Annotated in this window: 17 protein-coding genes and 2 pseudogenes; 10 read left to right on the forward strand and 9 right to left on the reverse strand. The window is 67.5% G+C overall.

Annotated elements, in window-relative coordinates; translation table 11 throughout:
* Positions 1 to 155: 155 nt before the first annotated feature.
* Positions 156 to 1,061: a hypothetical protein gene (locus AU192_RS11775; protein ID WP_064396275.1), complete on the forward strand. Its 906-nt coding sequence runs from the start codon at positions 156 to 158 to the stop codon at positions 1,059 to 1,061.
* 96 nt (positions 1,062 to 1,157) lie between these two features.
* Here AU192_RS11775 and AU192_RS11780 read toward each other — a convergent pair whose 3' ends face one another.
* A complete protein-coding gene (locus AU192_RS11780; RefSeq protein ID WP_082694987.1) occupies positions 1,158 to 1,736 on the reverse strand; it encodes an LppP/LprE family lipoprotein in 579 nt (192 codons plus the stop codon).
* Between the two features lie 93 nt (positions 1,737 to 1,829).
* Here AU192_RS11780 and AU192_RS11785 point away from each other — a divergent pair, with 93 nt between their 5' ends.
* The 3 genes from AU192_RS11785 (at position 1,830) to AU192_RS11795 (ending at position 5,461) form a co-directional block, all read left to right on the forward strand.
* The gene (locus AU192_RS11785) at positions 1,830 to 3,515 is read left to right on the forward strand and encodes a DEAD/DEAH box helicase (protein ID WP_064396277.1); all 1,686 of its coding nucleotides are present in this window, start codon (positions 1,830 to 1,832) and stop codon (positions 3,513 to 3,515) included.
* Positions 3,512 to 4,651 (forward strand): acyltransferase family protein, encoded by a 1,140-nt coding sequence (locus AU192_RS11790; protein WP_064396279.1) that lies wholly within the window; start codon positions 3,512 to 3,514, stop codon positions 4,649 to 4,651. Before AU192_RS11785 ends, AU192_RS11790 begins: the two co-directional genes overlap by 4 nt.
* 93 nt (positions 4,652 to 4,744) lie before the next feature.
* Positions 4,745 to 5,461: a siderophore-interacting protein gene (locus tag AU192_RS11795; protein WP_064396281.1), complete on the forward strand. Its 717-nt coding sequence runs from the start codon at positions 4,745 to 4,747 to the stop codon at positions 5,459 to 5,461.
* A gap of 11 nt (positions 5,462 to 5,472) precedes the next feature.
* On the opposite strand, the gene AU192_RS11800 is transcribed toward AU192_RS11795, so the two are convergent.
* From AU192_RS11800 to AU192_RS11810, 3 genes are all read right to left on the reverse strand, one after another.
* On the reverse strand, positions 5,473 to 6,057 hold the full coding sequence (locus tag AU192_RS11800) for a TetR/AcrR family transcriptional regulator (RefSeq protein ID WP_064396283.1): 585 nt from the start codon (positions 6,055 to 6,057) through the stop codon (positions 5,473 to 5,475).
* Entirely contained in the window at positions 6,057 to 7,298 is a 1,242-nt protein-coding gene (locus AU192_RS11805; protein WP_064396285.1) for a cytochrome P450, read from the reverse strand. Before AU192_RS11805 ends, AU192_RS11800 begins: the two co-directional genes overlap by 1 nt.
* 112 nt (positions 7,299 to 7,410) lie before the next feature.
* On the reverse strand, positions 7,411 to 8,775 hold the full coding sequence (locus AU192_RS11810) for an FAD-binding oxidoreductase (RefSeq protein ID WP_064396287.1): 1,365 nt from the start codon (positions 8,773 to 8,775) through the stop codon (positions 7,411 to 7,413).
* A gap of 100 nt (positions 8,776 to 8,875) precedes the next feature.
* Between AU192_RS11810 and AU192_RS11815 the strand changes: the two genes are divergently transcribed.
* A complete protein-coding gene (locus tag AU192_RS11815; protein WP_064396288.1) occupies positions 8,876 to 11,491 on the forward strand; it encodes a LuxR family transcriptional regulator in 2,616 nt (871 codons plus the stop codon).
* Positions 11,492 to 11,893: 402 nt separating this feature from the next.
* Positions 11,894 to 12,130, forward strand: a pseudogene (locus AU192_RS26275) (AMP-binding protein); the annotation flags it as partial.
* On the opposite strand, the gene tap reads toward AU192_RS26275, so the two are convergent.
* Positions 12,127 to 13,356 (reverse strand): multidrug efflux MFS transporter Tap, encoded by a 1,230-nt coding sequence (gene tap, locus AU192_RS11820; RefSeq protein WP_064396289.1) that lies wholly within the window; start codon positions 13,354 to 13,356, stop codon positions 12,127 to 12,129. The pseudogene AU192_RS26275 and the gene tap sit on opposite strands and share 4 nt — an antisense overlap.
* Before the next feature lie 74 nt (positions 13,357 to 13,430).
* Between tap and AU192_RS11825 the strand changes: the two genes are divergently transcribed.
* A complete protein-coding gene (locus tag AU192_RS11825) occupies positions 13,431 to 14,258 on the forward strand; it encodes a uracil-DNA glycosylase (protein ID WP_120275604.1) in 828 nt (275 codons plus the stop codon).
* Here AU192_RS11825 and AU192_RS11830 read toward each other — a convergent pair.
* A complete protein-coding gene (locus tag AU192_RS11830) occupies positions 14,233 to 14,850 on the reverse strand; it encodes a TetR/AcrR family transcriptional regulator (RefSeq protein ID WP_133148026.1) in 618 nt (205 codons plus the stop codon). The genes AU192_RS11825 and AU192_RS11830 overlap by 26 nt on opposite strands.
* 67 nt (positions 14,851 to 14,917) lie before the next feature.
* On the opposite strand from AU192_RS11830, the gene AU192_RS11835 reads away from it, so the two are divergent.
* Both AU192_RS11835 and AU192_RS11840 read left to right on the forward strand, forming a co-directional pair.
* Positions 14,918 to 16,156 (forward strand): FAD-dependent oxidoreductase, encoded by a 1,239-nt coding sequence (locus AU192_RS11835; protein ID WP_207544934.1) that lies wholly within the window; start codon positions 14,918 to 14,920, stop codon positions 16,154 to 16,156.
* 5 nt (positions 16,157 to 16,161) lie between these two features.
* Positions 16,162 to 17,199 carry an LLM class flavin-dependent oxidoreductase gene (locus tag AU192_RS11840; RefSeq protein ID WP_064396295.1) on the forward strand — a complete coding sequence of 346 codons (1,038 nt, stop codon included), beginning with the start codon at positions 16,162 to 16,164 and terminating at the stop codon, positions 17,197 to 17,199.
* A gap of 49 nt (positions 17,200 to 17,248) precedes the next feature.
* Here AU192_RS11840 and AU192_RS11845 read toward each other — a convergent pair whose 3' ends face one another.
* Positions 17,249 to 17,692 (reverse strand): nitroreductase family deazaflavin-dependent oxidoreductase, encoded by a 444-nt coding sequence (locus AU192_RS11845; RefSeq protein ID WP_082694992.1) that lies wholly within the window; start codon positions 17,690 to 17,692, stop codon positions 17,249 to 17,251.
* Positions 17,693 to 17,702: 10 nt separating this feature from the next.
* Complete coding sequence (locus AU192_RS11850; RefSeq protein ID WP_064396300.1) at positions 17,703 to 18,140, reverse strand: HIT family protein; 438 nt, start codon at positions 18,138 to 18,140, stop codon at positions 17,703 to 17,705.
* An 85-nt stretch (positions 18,141 to 18,225) separates the two neighbouring features.
* On the opposite strand from AU192_RS11850, the pseudogene AU192_RS11855 reads away from it, so the two are divergent.
* Positions 18,226 to 19,604 (forward strand): annotated as a pseudogene (locus AU192_RS11855) (amidase).
* Here the strand turns inward: AU192_RS11855 and AU192_RS11860 are convergent.
* The gene (locus AU192_RS11860) at positions 19,601 to 20,104 is read right to left on the reverse strand and encodes a DNA-deoxyinosine glycosylase (RefSeq protein ID WP_064396303.1); all 504 of its coding nucleotides are present in this window, start codon (positions 20,102 to 20,104) and stop codon (positions 19,601 to 19,603) included. The pseudogene AU192_RS11855 and the gene AU192_RS11860 overlap by 4 nt on opposite strands.
* Between the last annotated feature and the right edge of the window lie 7 nt (positions 20,105 to 20,111).

A 20,111-nucleotide genomic window follows, 5' to 3' on the forward strand; every position in this document is an offset into this window, starting at 1 on the left:
GTCCCCGCGAACGTGGGTTACCCGCACACCTATTGCGGCTCGGGCGTGACACGAGGCCACACTCGCCGATTCACAACGACGCGCGTATCCACAGCCCGAGCGTTCAGTGGTCCGCACCGACCGATTCTGTGGGACTCGGCACTGACCGTGACCGCATGGATACGAAGTCATCGCCGTTCATCGGCACCGAAGGGTTGGCGGCAGGCGGGGTGACCAGGCGAACACTGGTCAGCCGTCACAACATGATCTACCGCAATGTCTACCTGCCGAAAGGGGTGAAGCTGACGCCGGAGAGACGGGCGGTCGCGGCGTGGCTGTGGTCCCGGCGAAACGCCACGATCGCCGGAATATCCGCCGCGGCGTTGCACGGATCCCGATGGATCGACGAGAACCTGCCCGCCGAATTGATCCGTGGCGAAGCCTGTGATGTCGACGGAATCACCATCCATCGGGCGAAACTGCGCGATGAGGAGATGGGCATGGTCCATGGAATGCCGGTGACCACGCCGGTGCGAACGGCATTCGACCTCGGCCGCGGGGGCAGCCTCGAGACGGCGATCATCAGGGTCGATGCGCTGGCGAACGCTACCGGTCTCAAGCCGGTCGACGTCGGGCGTCTCGCCGAAACGCGTCGTGGCGCCCGCGGCATCGTGCAGCTGCGACGGGTGCTCGAATTGATGGACGGCGGCGCTGAGTCGCCGCAGGAAACCAGGACACGCCTGCTGATGCTCGCCGCCGGATTCCCGAGGCCGCAAACGCAGATCCTCGTCGCTGACGAGTACGGCTGCTTCATCGGCCGCGTCGACATGGGCTGGGAGGAGCTCAAGGTCGGCGTCGAATATGACGGTCCGCAGCATTGGGACGATCCCGCACAGCACGCGCGCGACATCGACCGGCTGGCGGAACTGGGGGCCCAGCGCTGGCTGATCATCCGGGCGAGTCGCGATATTTTGCGCACTCGCCCCCATGTCTTTCTCGCGCGCGTACGGGACGCGATGCAGGCGAGGGGCTGGCCGCATTCGGATGAGGTTCGACTCGATGCGCGAATTGCTTGGCTCTAATTCGCTGAGTGTGGGATCGACACACGTCCTCGCCACGAAAGGTGTGCGGGTAACCCACGTTCGGCGGAGGCGGCCGAGGCGGCCGGCGGGCGGCACTCAGCCGCCGGTGTTCCCGATCAGCTCGACGCCGTTTCCGTTCCAGCGGAACCTGACCACGCTGTCGAGGCCGGGGACGCCGTTGGAGTAGCGCAGCGCGACCGTGTCGCCGGTGCTCTCCGAGGTGTCGACGCCGTTGAACCCGTAGGTGTCGGGCGCGCCGCTCGGGATGAACTTGCCGAGGTGGAACATCACCGCCCGAGTGTTCGGGTTGGTGGTGTTGGTGTTGGCCTTGACGATGACGACCGACAGCTGCGCGCACTCGTTGTAGTTACCTGCGATCGGCTCCGGGTTCCAGCCCTGGTCGCTGCGTGGATCGCGGGGCAACTCGGCCACCGCCCTGGTGATCTCCGGCGCGGCGAGGTTGACCGCGCACGGGTCGGCCGCCGCGGGTGCGCTGGGCGCCGCCGCGTTCGGGCCCGACGGCGGCGGCCCGGCCGGGGGAGGTGCGGCGGGGGGCATCGCGTCGGGCGTCTTCGAGACCGTCGAGTCGCTGGCTCCGCAGCCGACGGCGACCACCACCACCGCCGCAAGCGCCGCCGCCGATCGCATGAGGCCGTTGAGCCGAACCGTGCACATCACTTGAGCCACCCTTGCAAATCGCGTCGACCAGGTCGCGCCGACACACCGCGTGGCGAATCGGGCTGCTCGCGGGCACTAGACTCGACGCCGATGACCTCCGCCGAGTCGGATGCGAGCCACGACGGCTCGACCGGCGACCTGACCTTCGACGACCTGCAGATTCACCCTTCGGTGCTGCGGGCCGTCGTCGACGTCGGCTACGAGACGCCGTCAGCGATCCAGGCGGCCACCATTCCGGCCATGATGGCCGGTTCCGACGTGGTGGGTCTGGCCCAGACCGGCACCGGCAAGACCGCCGCGTTCGCGATTCCGATCCTGTCGAAGATCGACACCGACAGCCGGGCGACCCAGGCGCTGGTCCTGGCGCCGACGCGCGAGCTGGCGCTGCAGGTGGCCGAGGCGTTCGGCCGCTACGGCGCGCACCTGCCGGAGGTCAACGTGCTGCCGATCTACGGCGGGTCGTCGTACGGTCCGCAGCTGGCGGGGCTCAAACGCGGCGCGCAGGTCGTCGTCGGCACGCCGGGCCGGGTGATCGACCACCTCGAGAAGGGCCGCCTGGACCTGTCGCGGCTCGACTATCTCGTGCTTGACGAGGCCGACGAGATGCTGCAGATGGGCTTCGCCGAGGACGTCGAGCGCATCCTGTCCGACACCCCCGAGTTCAAGCAGGTCGCGTTGTTCTCGGCGACCATGCCGCCGGCGATCCGCAAGATCACCAAGAAGTACCTGCACGACCCGGTCGAGGTCACGGTCAAGGCGAAAACCGCTACCGCAGAGAACATTTCGCAGCGCTACATCCAGGTCTCGGGCCACCGCAAGATGGATGCGCTGACGCGCGTGCTCGAGGTGGAGGAGGGCGACGCGATGATCGTGTTCGTCCGCACCAAACAAGCCACCGAAGAGGTCGCCGAACGGCTCAAGGCCAGAGGCTTCGCCGCGGCGGCGATCAACGGAGACATCCCGCAGGCGCAGCGCGAGCGCACCATCGCCGCATTGAAGGACGGCCGGATCGACATCCTGATCGCGACGGATGTCGCCGCACGCGGACTGGACGTCGAACGCATCTCGCACGTGTTGAACTACGACATCCCCAACGACACCGAGTCCTATGTGCACCGCATCGGTCGCACGGGGCGGGCGGGCCGGTCCGGGTCGGCGTTGCTGTTCGTCACGCCGCGCGAGCGCCATCTGCTCAAGGCCATCGAGAAGGCCACCCGGTCCAAGCTGGTCGAGGCGGAACTGCCCACGGTCGAGGACGTCAACGCCCAGCGGGTGGCGAAGTTCCGCGACTCGATCACCGAAGCGCTTAGCGCCCCGGGCGTCGACGTCTTCCGCAGCATCATCGAGGACTACGAACGCGAGCACGACGTGCCGATCGCCGACATCGCGGCGGCGTTGGCCACGCAGGCGCACGGCGGTGACGAGTTCTTCATGGTCGAACCGCCGCCGGAGAAACGACGCGAACGCGAAGAGCGTCCCCGCCGCGACAAGCCCGACCGCAAACCGCGGGAAGGCCTGGCCACCTACCGCATCTCGGTGGGCAAACGGCACAAGGTCGGACCCGGCCACATCGTCGGCGCCATCGCCAACGAAGGCGGTCTGCACCGCAGCGACTTCGGCCACATCACCATCCGCCCGGATTTCTCGTTGGTGGAGCTGCCCGCCGATCTGCCGAGGAAGACTCTCAAAGCCCTTGAGAACACCCGTATCTCGGGGGTGAAGATCAACCTGCAGCCCGACCGACGGCCGGACAAGGGCCGGCACAAGCAGAGATGACGCTGTCGCGCGGCTTGGACGCGCAGGGCGGACTCGAATCCGTCAGCAGGATCGAACGTGTCTCCTCGCTCACCGGTATCCGCGCCGTCGCCGCGTTGTTGGTGATGCTCACCCACGCCGCGTATACGACCGGCAAGTACCCGCAGGGCTATGTCGGTTTGGTGTACTCGCGCGCCGAGATCGGGGTGCCTATCTTCTTCGTGCTCAGCGGGTTTCTGTTGTTCTCACCATGGGTGAAGGCTTCCGCGGAGGGTAGGCCCGGACCTTCGGTGCGCCGCTACGCCTGGCGCCGGGTGCTTCGCATCATGCCCGCGTACGTCGTCACGGTCCTTGCGGCATACCTCGTCTACCACTTCCGCACGGCGGGCCCGAACCCCGGACACACATGGGAGGGGTTGCTGCGCAACCTCACGCTGACCCAGATATACACCGATAACTACCTGTATTCGTTTCTGCATCAAGGGCTTACGCAGATGTGGAGCCTGGCGGTGGAGGTTGCATTCTATGCAGTGCTGCCGCTGCTGGCGTGGTTGTTGCTGGTGGTGCTGTGCCGACGACGGTGGCGTCCGGGCGTGCTGATCGGCGGACTGGCCGCCCTGGCACTGATCACGCCGGCATGGCTGATCCTGGTGCACACCACCGACTTTCTGCCCGACGGCGCACGGCTGTGGCTGCCGTCGTACCTCGTCTGGTTCATCGGCGGGATGTTGCTTTCGGCGTTGCAACCGCTGGGGGTGCGGGCCTACGGCCTGGCGTGCATACCGCTGGCGGTGGCGTGTTATTTCATTGCGTCCACGCCCATCGCCGGGGAGCCGACCACGTCGCCCACCGAGCTGCGCGAGGCCTTGGTGAAGGTGTTCTTCTACACGGTGATCGCCACGCTGGCGGTGGCGCCGCTGGCGCTCGGTGATCGCGGCGTCTACGCCCGGCTGCTGTCCAGTCGGCCCATGGTGTTCCTCGGGGAGATCTCCTACGAGATCTTCCTGATCCACCTGATCTTGATGGAGCTGGCGATGGTGGAGGTGCTGCACTATCCGATCTACACCGGTTCGATCGTCATGCTGTTCCTCGTCACCTTCGTGATGACAGTCCCGCTGGCGTGGCTCCTGCACCGGTTCACCCGCGTGCGGTCCTGACGGCCCGCTAAGGCCCCCAAGCGGGCTATCTGCCGCTTCCGCACAACGGAGATTAGGGTAGCCTAACCGGGACAGCGACACGGAAGGCTAGTGATGTCGGACAAGAAGCCAACGCGAGGTTTCCAGGGCGCGGTGCTCAAGCTGCTGCGCGCGGGCGACTATCGGCTGACCGTGACCGATAAGCGGGAGATCAGCCCGCACTACCTGCGGCTGAGCTTCGACGCAGGCGGCATGCTCGAAGGCTCGCCGCTGCACCCGACGATGTGGATCCGCATGTGGTTCGCCGACGGCGAGAAACTGCACCAGCGCGGCTACACGCTGGTCGACCCGAACCCAGCAGCCGACACCGTCGACATCGAGTTCGCGCTGCATGACGGCGTCGCCTCGCACTGGGCGGAAAACGCGCAACCCGGCGACACGATCGAGGTCACGGTGCTCGGCAGCAATTTCACGCTGCCCGAACCGCCGCCCGCCGGTTACGTGATCGTCGGCGACACCGCGTCGCTGCCCGCCATCAACTCGCTGCTGACCGCCATCGGCGATACCCCGGCGCGGGTGTTCCTGGAGGCGGCACACGACGACGACCGGCAGCTACCGGTCGCCCGCACCACCGACGTGATGTGGGTGGACCGCAAGAACGCCGGCGAAGCGCTGGTGGAAGCGGTGTCCGCAGCCGCGTTCGACGCCCCCGACCACTTCGGATGGGTCGCATGCGACAACCGCACCACCCGCGCCGTGGCCAAGGTCTTTCGCGAGCAGTACAAGATCTCGAAGAAGGCGATCAAGGCTCAGGCTTACTGGGTGGCCTGACGAATCCCGCGCTAGAGCGTCGGCTCTCGTTGGCTGGGCAGCACGATCGGAACGACGAACTCCTCGAGCATCGAACGCTCGTCGTCCTCGTCGTGGCCGGGGAACAGCATCAGCGAAGTCATCACCCGCACCAGCCACCGCGCGCGGTGTGCGACCAACTCCGGCGCGTCGGGACCGAGCGAGATGACGAACGCCTCGGTCAGCGCCTTGATCACCTCGGACTCCTCGGCCATCTCCGCACCGATCGGTCGCTGGGTCGTGGCGAACCACGAGGCCAGGGCTGGGCTTTCGCGCACGTTGCGCAGCGAGGCCAGCATCCCTTCGATCAACCGCTCACGCGGATCGGTCAGCGCGTTGATCTGTTCGGTCATCTCGCGGTACAGCCGGTAGCTCTCGCGGTGCACGTAGGCGGTGTAGAGCGCTTCGCGGTTCTCGAAGTAGCGGTACAGCGTGGCGCGAGAACATCCTGCGGCCGATGCGATCTCGTTCATGCCGACGGTTGCGGCCTCTTTCTGGGTGAACAGCTCGCCTGCCGCGTCGAGAATGCGGTCCGCGGCCACCTCGGTCCGCCGCGCGGCCAACCAGTCACCGGCCATCAGGCGACCACCTCGAACGGAACGGACAGTGGTCGTCGCACATAACTGCCACCGGCCCAGACGATTCCGCTCTCGTCGACCTCGAAGTCGGGGATGCGCGTCAACAGTTCGCTCAGAGCGACGCGCGACTGCATGCGCGCGGCCGCCGCGCCGAGGCAGTGGTGCGCGCCGTGGCTGAAGGTCAAGATGTTGCGGGGTCTGCGCGTCACGTCGAGTTCGGATGCGTCATCGCCGAATTGGCGTTCGTCGCGGTTGGCCGATGCGTAGAGGAACAGCACCCGTCTGCCCTCCGGGATGGTGGTGTCGGCCACCGTCACATCGCGGGTGACGGTGCGGGCCAGCCCCTGCACCGGCGAGGTCATGCGCAGGAACTCGTCGACCGAATCCGGTATCAGGTCCGGGTTTTCGACGAGAAGGCGACGCTGTTCGGGTCGCTGATGGAGCAACTGGACCGAGCCGCCGAGCATGCCGGTGGTGGTGTCGTTCCCGCCCGTGACCATGGTGAAGGTGAACGCGAGGATCGACAGCACACCGGCGATGTCGCCGTCGGCGCCCACACCTGCGGCCACCAGATGCGACACGGTGTCGTCCTCCGGCTGGACCCGTCGCCGCTCGATGAGATCGGTGAAGTAGGCCATCATCTCGCCCAGCTTGTCGCCGAGCGTCTCGAGCGCACCGCCGATTCCGCCGTCGGCGGTGTTGGCGGCGACGATCGCCTCGGTCCAGCCGTCGAACTTGTCGCGATCGGCCTCCGGTACCCCGAGGTAGTGGGCGACCACCATGGACGGCAGCGGCTTGAACAGTTCGGCGACGATGTCGCCGCCGCCGTTGCTCCGGATGCGCTCGATGCGCTCGACGACGTAATCGCGGACCTTCGGCTCGACCGCCTCGACCTGCCGAGGCGTGAATCCCCGCGACACCAGCTTGCGGAACTCGGTGTGCACGGGCGGGTCCTGCATGACCATCGGCGGGTTGTCGGCCAAGCCGATCAGTTCGAGCTCCCCGTAGTTGACCGTGAGCCCCTGCGCCGAGGAGAACGTCTCGTGATCACGCGCGCCGGCCCAGATGTCGGCATGGCGCGACATGACGTAGTAGTCGTGATCGGGCCGGTCGCTCGGTACGACGTGGTGTACGGGATCATGGTCGCGCAGCGCCTGATACATCGGCCACGGATCGGCCCACGTGTCGGCGTTGGCGAGCTGGAATCGAACCGGCGTGTCATGAGACAGAGTAGCCGTCATGTCTCATTGGTACGACAGAACCGGGGGCCATGTCAATACTCTCGACCTCGAAACCGACGAATTGGTCGAATCCGGCGGGTGATTTCAACCAGTACGTCGGCCTCGGCGCAAATCAAATCGCGGCACCCGGGTTGAGGATGTTGTCCGGATCGAGCGCGGCCTTTATCCGCCGGTTGAGCTCCATCGCCTCCGGGCCGATCTGACCGGCCAGCCACGGCCGCTTCAGCCTGCCGACCCCGTGTTCGCCGGTGATCGTGCCGCCCAGGCTCACGGCCAGATCCATGATCTCGCCGAACGCCTGGTGGGCGCTTTCGGTCATCGCGGGATCGGCGGGGTCGTAGACGATCAGCGGATGCGTGTTGCCGTCGCCGGCATGCGCGATCACCGAGATCAGCAATTCGTGGTTGGCCGCGATTTTGGCCACGCCGCCGACCAGATCGGCCAACGCGGGCAACGGAACTCCGACGTCCTCGAGCAGCAGCGAGCCCTTCAACTCCACGGCCGGAATGCAGAACCGCCGCGCGGCGACGAAGGCCTCGCCCTCCTCGGGGTCCGATGTCGAGAACACTTCCTTGGCGCCGTGTTCGGTGAAGACGTCGGCCATGAACCGGGCGTCTTCGGCGCCGGACGGACCACGGTCGTCGGAGGCGGCCACCAGCATCGCCGCAGCGCTGCGGTCGAGGCCCATCTTCAGCTTGTCCTCGACGGCGTTGATGGCCGCCGAGTCCATGAACTCCAGCATCGAGGGCCGGATCCTGGCCGTGATCGCGACGACGGCCGCCGCCGCGGATTCCACCGATCCGAAGGCTGCGACCACGGTGCACGCCGCCGACTGTGCGGGCAGCAGCTTCAGCGTCACCTCGGTCACCACGCCGAGCGTGCCCTCGCTGCCGACGAACAACTTGGTCAGCGGCAGCCCGGCGACGTCTTTGAGCCGCGGACCGCCGAGCCGCACCACGGTGCCGTCGGCGAGCACCACCTGCAGTCCGAGCACGTAATCCGTTGTGACGCCGTACTTCACGCAGCACAGGCCACCGGCATTGGTGGCCACGTTGCCGCCGATGCTGCAGATTTCGAACGACGATGGGTCCGGCGGGTACCACAGCCCGAACTCCGCGACCGCCTTCTTGACCTCCGCATTGAGCAGACCGGGTTGGACGACTGCGGTGCGCGTCAGCGGGTCGACGGCGATGTCGCGCATCTTCTCGGTCGTCAGCACGATGGCGCCGTCGAGGGCCGATGCGCCGCCGGATAGGCCGGTGCCCATACCGCGTGGTACCACAGCGATTTTGTTCGCGGTCGCCCAGCGGAGCACGGCTTGTACCTCTTCGGTGCTGCGCGGCCGCACTACCGCCAGCGGTGTGCCCGCGTTCGGGTCGAACGCCCGGTCCTGCCGGTATGACCCCAGGATGTCCGGATCGGTGACGACGGCTCCCTCGGGCAGCGCGTCGACCAGATCGGCCAGGGGTGACTCCACAGCGCCATGGTACGAGCCGGCGGGTTCGACTGGTCCGGAGCCGCGTGACGGCGGCTCGAAAACACGCGCGGGTAGGAGAACTGCGGGATATAGTTCCGCCGTGATCAGCGGGGATCCGCTGGCGGGACGTGACGGCGAACTGGCAATCATTCGCCGCGCACTCAGCGGGGGCACCGATGCATCCGGCGTCGTGATCGTCGGCGCCGCAGGGGTGGGCAAGACCCGACTCGCACGTGAGGTGCTTCGGCTCGCCGACCGCGCGGGCGACCGCACGAACTGGATCGTCGGCACCGAATCCGCAAAAGCGCTACCGCTGGGCGCGTTCACCGCCGTCATCGACGAGGCCGTCGCCGAGCCGGTGCCCAACGTACGCCGACTGGTCAATTCCCTTGTTGGCCAGCATCGTCACGGCCGCACCCTGGTCGGGGTCGACGACGCGCATCTGCTCGACGGGCTATCCGCGCACCTGGTGCATCAGCTTGCGCAGACGCGGGCGACCCGTCTTGTCGTCACCCTTCGCGCGGGCGCCGACGAACCCGATGCGATCACCGCGCTGTGGAAGGACGGACTGCTCGTCCGCCTCGACCTCGAACCGCTGTCCGTCGACGCGGCGCGCGCCGTGATCGAGCAGATCCTCGGTGGTGCGGTGGACGCCCGTAGTGCTCACCGGTTCTGGAAGCTGACCGGTGGTAACGCACTCTTCCTGCGCCAGTTGGTCATGGACCAGATCGACGCAGGCCGGCTGCGGCAGACGGCTGGGGTATGGATCTGGGACGGCGGCGTGGCGGTGTCGCAGAGCATCAGTGACATGGTCGGGCGCCAACTGCGTGAACTGACCCCGGCTGTCGCCCTCGTCGTCGACACGCTGTCGCAGTGCGAACCGCTGGCGGTCGACGCCCTGTGCGACGTGGTGGACCGGGACGCGCTGGAAACTGCCGAGCGGATGCGGCTGGTGACCGTCGAGCGAAGCGGGGCGAATTTGGCGGCGCGCCTGGCCCATCCGCTGTTCGGCGAATTGCGTCGGGCCACCGCCGGCGAGCTCTACCTGTCGAGGATCCGCGGCAGGTTGGCCACCCGGCTCGCCCACGACGGTGAGTGCGACGGTCAGGCGACGGTGCGACGGGCACTGCTCGCGCTCGAATCGGACCTGCCACCGGACCCCGACCTCTTTCTGACGGCGGCTCGGGGCGCGATGACGCTGCTCGACCTCGAACTCGCCGACCGGTTCGCGACCGCGGCGGCCGACGCCGGTGCCGCCGAGGCGCCGGGGCTGCGCGCGTTGAACCTCTTCCTGCTCGGCCGCGGTGCGCAGGCCGAGCAGGTGCTGAGCCGGATGGTCGGCGACGGCACCACAGGCGCACACCGCTGGTCGATTGTGAGGGCGGCCAACCTGATCTGGATGCTCGGCCACATCGACGACGCGTGCGCGGTGCTGACCCGGCTGGCATCGGGACACGAGTCGACGGCCGAGCAGTTCGCGCGCAAGGCCGCCGAAGCGTGCGTCGACGCCGCTTCGGCGCGATGTGACGACGCAGCCCAAAAGGCCACGGCGGCCCTGGAGTCGGGGCTGCTGACCGACTTCGACGCGATGTTGGCGGCGGTGGCGCTGACGATGGCGCTGGGTGCGCTCGGCCGGGCCGACGAACTGACGGCGATCGCGGAGTCGGCGCTGGAGCGGGCGATGACGTCGTTTCAGGCATCGCACATGCGGTTCTGGTTCGCCAGCGTGTATGCCCGGGCCTGCCGGTTGACTGGACATATCCACGAATGTGACGCGATGGCGCGACGAATGGCCGACTCCGCCAAAGAGATGCCGAGCCTGGCCTATGCCAATTTGGCGTCGTTGCTGGGCAATGCCGAACTCATGCGAGGCAACGTCCGCGCGGCGGTGACGCTGTTGCACGAGGCGTTGGCCGGTGTGCAAAGGTACGGCGTGACAAGCGGTTTGCGGCCGGCCACCTGTTTCGCCCTGGCCGAGGCGCACGCGAAACTCGGTGAGGGGAAGGCGGCCGAGGACGCAATCGCCGAGGCGTGTGAGAGCGTGCCGCCCGACTACGTGTTCATGCAGACGGCGTTGAGCATCGCCACCGGATGGTCGTTGGTGGCCAACGGATGCGTCACCGACGCCATCGCCACCGTACGAGCGGCGGCGTCCCAAGCCCGCACGCGTCGCCAGCCCACTCACGAGCTGGCGTGCCATCAGGCGGCGGCGCAGTGGGGTGACACATCGCGCGCCACACCGGCACGTGAACTCGCCGACGAACTCGGGTTGCCGTTGGCCGATGCCGTTGCGCGCCATACAGAAGCGCTGGCCGCCGACGACGGCGAAGGATTGCTCGCGGCCGCCGAGGCCTATCGCACCATCGGTGACCGGGCGGCCGCGGCCGACGTCGCCGCGCAGGCGGCGGTCGCGTTCACCCGCGGCCAACACCGCAAGCGCGGCCTGTATGCCGCTGCCGTGGCCAAAGAACTCAGCGACGCATGCGGGGGACTGTGCACGCCGGCCCTGAGGGTTCCGGCCAGTCAGCCGCTGACCGGCCGTCAGCGCGAGATCGTCGAGTTCGTGGTGGCCGGTTTGTCGAACCGTGAAATCGCCGAGCGGCTGGTGATGTCGGTGCGCAGCGTCGAGGGCCACATCTATCGCGCATGCCAACGGGTGGGGGCGAGTTCTCGTGAGCAACTCGCCGCGATCGCCAGGCAGGGCCCTGCCCGCTAACGGAGGCTCTTCGGGAAAGGTCGCTCCATGGACGAGATCCACTACCGCAATGCCGGATTCGGCGACTGGGCGACCCACCGTGCCTTCCTCTGCGGTGACCGGGTCGCCCTGATCGACCAACTGCTCCGCCTTTCTCGAGACGCTGTTCGCCACCGGCAAGCTCGGCGCGGTGTCCGTGCCCATCAATTTCCGGCTTGCCGCACCCGAAGTCGCCTGCCTGCTATGTGATTCCGGTGCGGTCGACTTCGTGTGGTCAAACGGGCTATCGGCGGTCGCACGGGCGGCGTGCGCCAACAAGGCCGTTCGAGTGCGGACGCGGGTGGTGGTCGGCGGTGAAGTCGAGGATGGGGAGACGGACTCCGAGAACTCCTTGCCAGCGGTGAGGACCGCCCTGCGGACGTCGACATCGCTGATAGCGACTTGTGTTGCCTGCCATACACTTCGGGTACGGCGGGCCGGACCAAGGGAGCGGTGCTCACCCACGACAACCTGTTCTGGAACACGATCAACGGAGTTTGCGCCGGGAGAGGGCTACGCGAAGGGGGCCGGACCGTCACGGCGGCGCCGTTGTTTCACATCGGTGGGCTCAGCGTGCACACCCTGCGCGACGAATTCGGCGGCCGACCGTCATCTCGCTAAACCGTTGGCGGGTAGTCGAGTTCGCGCAGTGCGGGCAGGAACACGGCGATGATGCCCAGCAGCAGCATCGGCAGCGCCAGTGCGAGGAACGTCGTGTGCAAGCCCGCCGAGTCGGCAAGCGGCCCGGCGATGATCAGTCCCAGCGGACCCGCCGCGTACGCCAGCGATCCCATCACGCCGACCACCCGGCCGCGCAGATGCTGCGGTGCCCGCGTCTGCATGACGTAGTTGTAGATCGGTTGGATCGGCCCGTAGACCAGCCCGACGATCGCCGAGAGCACCAGGATCAGCGGTAGCGGCGGCAGGAACGCGATGACCGTCATCGCGACTCCCAGCGTCAACACCGCGGTCAACATCGTCACCCGGCGGCTGATGTACTTCGACGACACCGCATAGCCGAGCGCGCCCACCAGGCCGCCGATGCTCAACGCCATCAACACCCAACCGAGTTGCACGGGTTCGTCGCGGTCGGTGAAGTACTTGGGGAACAGGACCGACTCCATCGGCATGTAGAGCCCGGTCACCACCAGGTCGACGATCGCCAGCGTGCGAAGGACCCTGTTGTGCCAGACGAACCTCAGTCCCTCCACGACGCCCGCCCACACCCCCTCGGGCAACGACGTGCGGTCGGGCGTACCGGCTCCCTCCAACCGCAGGACGGCGATCGCGGCGATCGAGAGGACGAACGCCGACGCGGTGACCCACATCGTGTTGATGCCGCCGAGTGTGGCGATCAGCAAGCCGCCGATGCCCGGTCCGACGATATAGGCGAGGTTGAACACCGCTTCATAGACGCTGTTGGCGCGGTCCAGCGTCCACCCGGCGCGAATCGCCGCTTCGGGCAGCATCGTCTCGCGAGCGGTCATCCCCGCCGGGTCGAAGAAGGCGCCCAGCGCGGCCAACGTGGCGAGCACCGCGACGTTGACGGCCTCGACGCCGAACGCCAGCGCCAGCACGGGCACGGCGGCCACCGAGAGCGCGGAAAGGGCGTCGGAGATAATCGAGACCAGCCGCCGGCCCAGATAGTCGACGGCGGCCCCCGCGATCAGCGTCGCGACGAGCAACGGCAGCGAGCCCGCCATCGCCACGATCGAGGCGTCGAGGGCAGAGCCGTTGCGTTGCAACACCAGCCATGGGAACGCGACGAGCGAGATACCGTTGCCGGCACCGGCCGTGAGCGCGGCGAAGAAAATCAGTATCAGGGGACCGCGCCGACTATCCGTCATGAGTTATCGCGGCAGAATCTAACAGCGCACCGGCCCGTGCGGCATCAGATTTCCTGACCAGGCACAGTGGTGCTGTGCAGCGCTTGCCTCACCCGCGGACCGGCGGGCGGTTCACGTCGCCGGTTCCTCCAGGCTCGGGCTGGCCGGGTGACCCCGCCACGCCTCGGACCGCCGTCGCCCAGACCGCCGCGCACGTCGTGTCGATGGCGGCGGCGACGCAGTCGCTCGAGGAGCTCGACGCCGAGGTATCGGTGTGCCGCGCCTGTCCCCGTCTGGTCGAGTGGCGGGAGGAGGCCGCCGTCGTCAAGCGCAGGTCCTACGCCGACGAGCCGTACTGGGGCCGCCCGGCTCCGGGCTGGGGGTCGTCGCGGCCCCGGGTGTTCGTCGTCGGTCTCGCGCCCGCGGCCCACGGGGCCAACCGCACCGGCCGGATCTTCACCGGCGACCGGTCGGGCGATTTTCTGTTCGCGGCGCTACATCGGGTGGGCCTGGCGAACCAGGCGCTGTGTGTCGACGCGGCAGATGGTTTGGCGCTCAACGAGACCCGCGTGGCCGCCGCCGTGCGCTGCGCACCGCCGGCCAATGCGCCGACACCCGCCGAACGCGCGACCTGCGCTCCGTGGCTGGACGCCGAATGGCGGCTGACGGCTGCGCACGTGCGCGTGGTCGTCGCGCTCGGCGGGTTCGCATGGCGGGCGGCGCTGCAGATGCTGCGCACGGGCGGTGTGCCGGTGCCGGTGCCCGCGCCGAAGTTCGGCCACGCCGCCACCGCCGAGATGGGCGGCGTCACGTTGGTGGGCTGCTACCACCCCAGTCAGCAGAACACATTCACCGGCAAGCTGACCCCGCAGATGTTCGACGATGTGTTCCGCACGGCTAAGGCGCTAGCGTCCGACGGATAGTCGCGAACTGGGCGACGGCCAACTCCTGCAGGGCCGAATCCGCGAAGTCGTCGTAGTGCGCGATCGTCCATTCGTCGAAGACCTGCAGAATTCGGAACACGAGCTCCGCCTGCAACGGCTCGGGCAGGTCGGTGCGGACGGCACCGGATCGACGACCGACGTGCAGCACCTGGCGCACCCACTCCCGGACTGCTCCGAGCGCTCCGCCGACGGCGGTTTTCGCGGGGTCAGGGGCCTGCAGGTAGAACATCCGTCCCAGCAGCAGGAACGTTGGCTCGTGCTGCGAGACCCGGACGAGCTTCGTGAAGTATCGTTCGATTTTCGGCCAGAATTCCGTTCCTTCGAATTGTTCGGGTCCGATGACGTCGATTTCGGCCGCCACATCAGCGATCAATTCCCCCACGACGAATTCGTAGAGTTCGGCCTTCGAAGACAAGATGTAGTAGAACGAACTCTTGCTCATCGCGCACTTCTCGATGATCCGGTTAAGCGATGCGTGTTCATAACCCGCGGAACCGAATTCGAGCGCCGCTGTCTCCACCAGACGTCGCCGCTTCTCTGCGGGCATGCGGGCGATTCGTGCCGAGGTCACGATTCAGGTTAGCAGGTGTGGACCACCCGGTCCACTGAATGATAACCTGGAAAGCATGTTGAGTCCGATGAGCCTAGAAGAGCAATACCAGCAGGCGACCGCGGACGAATTGCGAGTTTTGGTTGTCGGCGCCGGGATCGCCGGTGTGACCGCTGCGCAACTGCTCCGCGGGGACGGCAGGCACCCGGTCCTGATCGAGCGCGCCGAAAGCGCGCCCGCGCAGGGCTACATGCTCGCGTTGATGCCGATGGTCGACGCCGCACTCGACGACCTCGCCGTGCGCGACGCGTACCGCGCAGCGAGCGTGCCGCTGAAGCGGTACGCCGTGCACGGCCACACCGGGCGCATGTTGCGGACGGACTCGACCGTCGACCTGATGTCGCGCTACGGCGACTACCGCGGCATTGCCCGCGGCCGGCTGATCGACGTGCTCGCCGGTGCGGGCTGCCCGGTGACATACGACTCGGTGGTCACCGACGTGGCGGAGACGTCGTCAGGTGTCGACGTTCGCGTGAAGAGCCAAGGCGCCGAAAACCGCATGCATTTCGACCTCGTCGTGATCGCCGACGGAATGCACTCGAAGTCACGCGATTTCGTGCTCGACGGGCAATGGGTGCAGTGGGTGGACACCGGCTGGGGCGGCTGGGTGGTGTGGGCGCCCGACGAAGGCGACTCCGATCTCGGTGAGGAGTTGTGGGGAGCAGGCGGCATGGTCGCGATGTATCCGGTGGCCGATGCGCTCGGGGTGTTCCTCGGCGGGCCGCGCGAGGACACCGCGGCAGGTCCCGCGCCCTTCGTCACGTCGATGCGCCGTGGCCTCAAGACCGTCAACCCCAGACTCAACCGCGCGATGGCCGCCGTCGCCACCGACCCCGATCCCTACTACTGGTCGTTGACCGACTGCCGAGCCCCGCGCTGGACCACTGGGCACACCGTCCTGCTCGGTGACGCGGCGGCCGGGTTCCTGCCGACCGCCGGCGTGGGTGCGGGCATGGCGATGGAGTCAGCGTGGGTGCTCAGCCGCGTGCTGCGGCATGCGCCCCGCATCGCACTCGGTGAGCTGCTGCGCGCCTACGAACGCGGACAACGTCCCCGCGTCGAGGCGGCCCAGGACAACTCGCGCCAACTCGCCAAGGTGATGTTCCGTCGCAGCCGGACGCTCGCCGTCGCCCGTGAGCTCGCAATGCGCGTGATGAGCGTCGAACGCGCACTGCGGCCGATCCAGCGCCTCCTGCAACACCAGCCCGACCCGGAAGCGCTGGTAGACGCGGTACGGGGAACGTCCCTGCGCTCAAATGCGTTGTGATTGCTATGCGTCTCTCAGTCCTTGATCTCGTACCGGTGCGTACCGACCAGTCGACCTCCGATGCACTGGCAGCGTCGACGCGGCTCGCACAGACCGCCGACCGCCTCGGCTACACCCGCTTGTGGGTCGCCGAGCACCACAACATGCCCTCGGTGGCGGCCACCAGCCCGCCGGTGCTCATTGCGCACCTCGCTGCGCACACCGAACACATCCGGGTCGGATCCGGCGGCGTGATGCTGCCGAACCACGCGCCGCTGGCCGTTGCCGAGCAGTTCGCACTGCTGGAGGCGGCCCACCCGGGACGCATCGACCTCGGCATCGGCCGCGCGCCGGGCTCGGACCCGGTGACGTCGATGGCGCTGCGCGGTGCCGCCGGTCGCGACGATCGTGACATCGAGGCCTTCCCCGACTATCTCGACGACGTGGTCGCTTTGATGAGCGCGCGCGGCGTACGCGTGCCGATTCCGAATCAGCGTTACGTCCTCAAGGCCACGCCCGCTGCGGTGAGCGAACCGAAGCTGTGGCTTCTGGGGTCGTCGATGTACTCGGCGCACCTGGCCGCCGCAAAGGGACTGCCGTACGTGTTCGCCCACCACTTCTCGGGCCAGGGCACCGCGGAGGCGCTGGAGGTGTACCGCTCGGAGTTCCGGCCCAGTGAGCTGGCGCCCGAACCCGTCACCTTCCTCACGGTCAACGCGGTCGTCGCCGAAACACGTGAGGAGGCAGAGGCTTTGGCGCTGCCCAACCTTCAGATGATGGCGCGGCTGCGCACCGGTCAACCGTTGGGTCCGTTGGATCTCGTCGAGGACGCCCAACAGCAGGAGCTCGCACCGCAGGCGCAGCGCATCGCCGAAGCCTCCTTCGGGCGCGCTGTCGTCGGGGATCCGACCGAGGCGGCCGAGCAGGTGCGTGCGCTGGCCGACCGGTTCGGTGTCGACGAGGTCATGGTCAACCCGGTGGCTTCGGCCCGCCGCGGCGCCGACCCGGCGACCGCGCCGGCCCGCGACACGACGCTGGAACTGCTGGCCAAAGAGTTGTTCTAGGCCGGCGTCAACCGGCGGGCCGGTTATCAGGCATCAACCGGCGGGCCGGTTAAGGCTTCAGCCTGACCACCGGGATCGGACGTGACGTCCGCTTCTGATAGCCGATGTAGCGGTCCTTGTTGCCGCGCATGTTGTTGACGATCTTCCACAGTCGCGGGAAGTCAGGATCATCGTGAGTGACGGGGGTCGCGGTGACCTTGATCCGCTTTGGCCCGACGTTGATCTCGACGTTTGGATCGGCCTTGAGGTTGTGATACCAACCGGGCGCTTTCGGCTCGCCTCCCTTGGACGCGACCACCAGATAGTCGTCTCCGTCGCGCGCGTAGGAGAGCGAATTGGACCGCTGCAAACCGGTTTTCGCGCCGACCGTGTGCAGGATCAGCATCGACGGTGCGCCCGGGATGGTGTGGCCGATGCGGCCGTTGGTGCCCTTGTAGATCTTGTCGTGCAGCAACAGCATCGGGTAACCGATGTACTTCTCGTACCAGGGCATGCTCATGGGCTCAGTCTTGCGCAGCCGAGTCGAGTTCCGCCAGCGCCTCGCGCAACAGCCGTCCCGATTCCTCCCGGTCCGGGTCGCGGCGAAGGAGCATGTTCTTGGCGAACGAGAGCTTGTCGCCCCGCTGCCGCGGCAGCACGTGCAGGTGGATGTGGAACACCGTCTGAAACGCGGCCTTGCCGTCGTTGATCACCACATTGTTGCCGTCGGCGTGAAGTCCGGACCGGCGTGCGGCACGCGCGACCCGTTGACCCACCCGCGCCAAGGTGGCGACCGTCTCCGGCGGTGTGTCGGTCAGGTCCACCGTGTGCCGCTTCGGGATCACCAGCGTGTGGCCGCGGCTGAACGGGCGGATGTCGAGGATGGCGAGGACGTCGTCGTCTTCGTAGACGCGGATGGCCGGGGCCTCGCCGGCGACGATGGCGCAGAACACACAAGACATATTCGCCACGGTAGCGGTTCTCGTCGCCCGCCCGGATCCCGCTGTTCGTCGATCTGATCGCGCGCCTCGCGGCTACGCTGCGGCCGTGGACACCAGCGAGCTTGTCTTCGCAGGCGCCGCTGAGCAGGCGCGGTTGCTCGTGTCCGGGGTCATCACCGCTCCGGAATTGCTCGGCCACTATCTCGATCGGATCGCTCGACTCGACACCACGCTTCGCTCGTACCGCGTGGTACTCGAAGCCGGCGCACGACGCGAAGCCCAAGCTGCGCAACGGCGGCTTGACGCGGGGGAGCGGGCACCGCTGTTGGGCGTGCCGATAGCGATCAAGGACGACGTCGACATCGAGGGTGAGACGACGACGTACGGCAGCGCCGCACACGGGCCCGCCAGGACCCGCGACGCGGACGTGGTGCAGCGGCTACCGACGCGGGCGCGGTGATCATCGGCAAGACGACGGTGCCGGAGATGATGCTGTGGCCGTTCACCGAGACGGTGACGTTCGGCGCGACCCGCAACCCGTGGAATGTCGACTTCGCGCCCGGCGGAAGCAGCGGCGGAAGTGGCGCGGCGGTCGCCGCGGGTCTGGCGCCGATCGCGCTCGGTTCCGACGGAATGGGTTCCATCCGCATTCCGGCGACATGGTGCGGACTGTTCGGCCTCAAACCGCAACGAGACCGGGTGCCGATCGCGCCGCACGACGACGCGTGGAACGGCCTCAGCGTCAACGGTCCGATCACCAGAACGGTAGAGGACGCGGCGCTGTTCTTAGAGGCGACGACGGGGGAGCCCGGATTCGTCGCGGCCGCGTCCGCGGAACCGCGACGCCTCCGAATTGCGTTGAGCGACAGGCCTCCTCCGCTGCTGATGAGCCGGGTGGGACGTGCGCAGCGCGCGGCGCTGAAGGAGTCGGGTGAGCTGCTGCGGCAAGTCGGTCACGAGGTGGTCGAGCGCGACCCGGATTACCCGACATCGGTGATGTTCGACCAGGCACTGCCGCGGTATTTCAGGGGCTGCTACGACGACGTCCAGACGCTGCCCCATCCGGAGCGGCTGGACGCCAGGACACGCAGCTTCGCGCGGGTCGGCGGAATGATCTCCGATCGGCGGATGGCGGCCATCCGCGATGCGGAAGCCCGGACCGCCGACCGGATTCAGTCCATTTTCGACGACGTGGACGTAGTGGTCACCCCGGGGACGGCCAGGGGACCCTCGCGCATCGGGGTGTATCAGCGCCGGGGGATGCTGTCGACGCTGTTGTCGGTGGCCTCGCGAGTGCCGTTCCAGGCATTGTTCAACGTGACGGGTCAGCCGGCGGTAGTGGTGCCGTGGGGTTTCGACGGAGCCGGCGTACCGACGTCCGTGCAGTTGGTGGGAAGGCCTTTCGATGAGGCGACGCTGCTGTCGCTCGCCGGGCAGATCGAGCGCGTACGCCCGTGGGCGCACCGGCGTCCGCCCGTGTCCTAAGTCGCCGCCTCGGAAAGGGCTTGGCGCCAGATCGTGAGCTTGTCGGCGAACGGCATGGTCTGCGCTGGGCTTGTCGAGGGCAGTCGGCGGTACCGCAGATCGTTTGCGACGCGGACGAGTCGCGTGAAGTTCTTCTCGGCCGCCGCACCGTTGAACAGCACCGCTTCGATGCCGCGGTGTTCATCGAAGAACCGCTGAATATCGTTCGGGATCATGCTTTCCGGCCTCACCGCGGAGTCGAGGCTGCCCTCGCGCTGACAGGAGCGCAAGACGTCCCAAGCGGCGATCCCGTGAGCCGTCAGGGCGGCGCAACGCTGCTCGTACGGAGCGTCGGGGGCGAACCCGAAGACGTTGCCCATGATGCGCCAGAAGGCATTGCGTGGGTTGTCGTAATACCGCTGGGCGGCGAGCGAGATGACGCTGGGCATATTGCCCAGGATCAAGGTGTGTGCATCATCGCCGACAATCGGCGGCAGGCCGTACAGCACCGCTGAACCCATTCTTCGA

This window comes from Mycobacterium lehmannii (assembly GCF_001499925.1).
GTDB lineage: Bacteria > Actinomycetota > Actinomycetes > Mycobacteriales > Mycobacteriaceae > Mycobacterium > Mycobacterium lehmannii.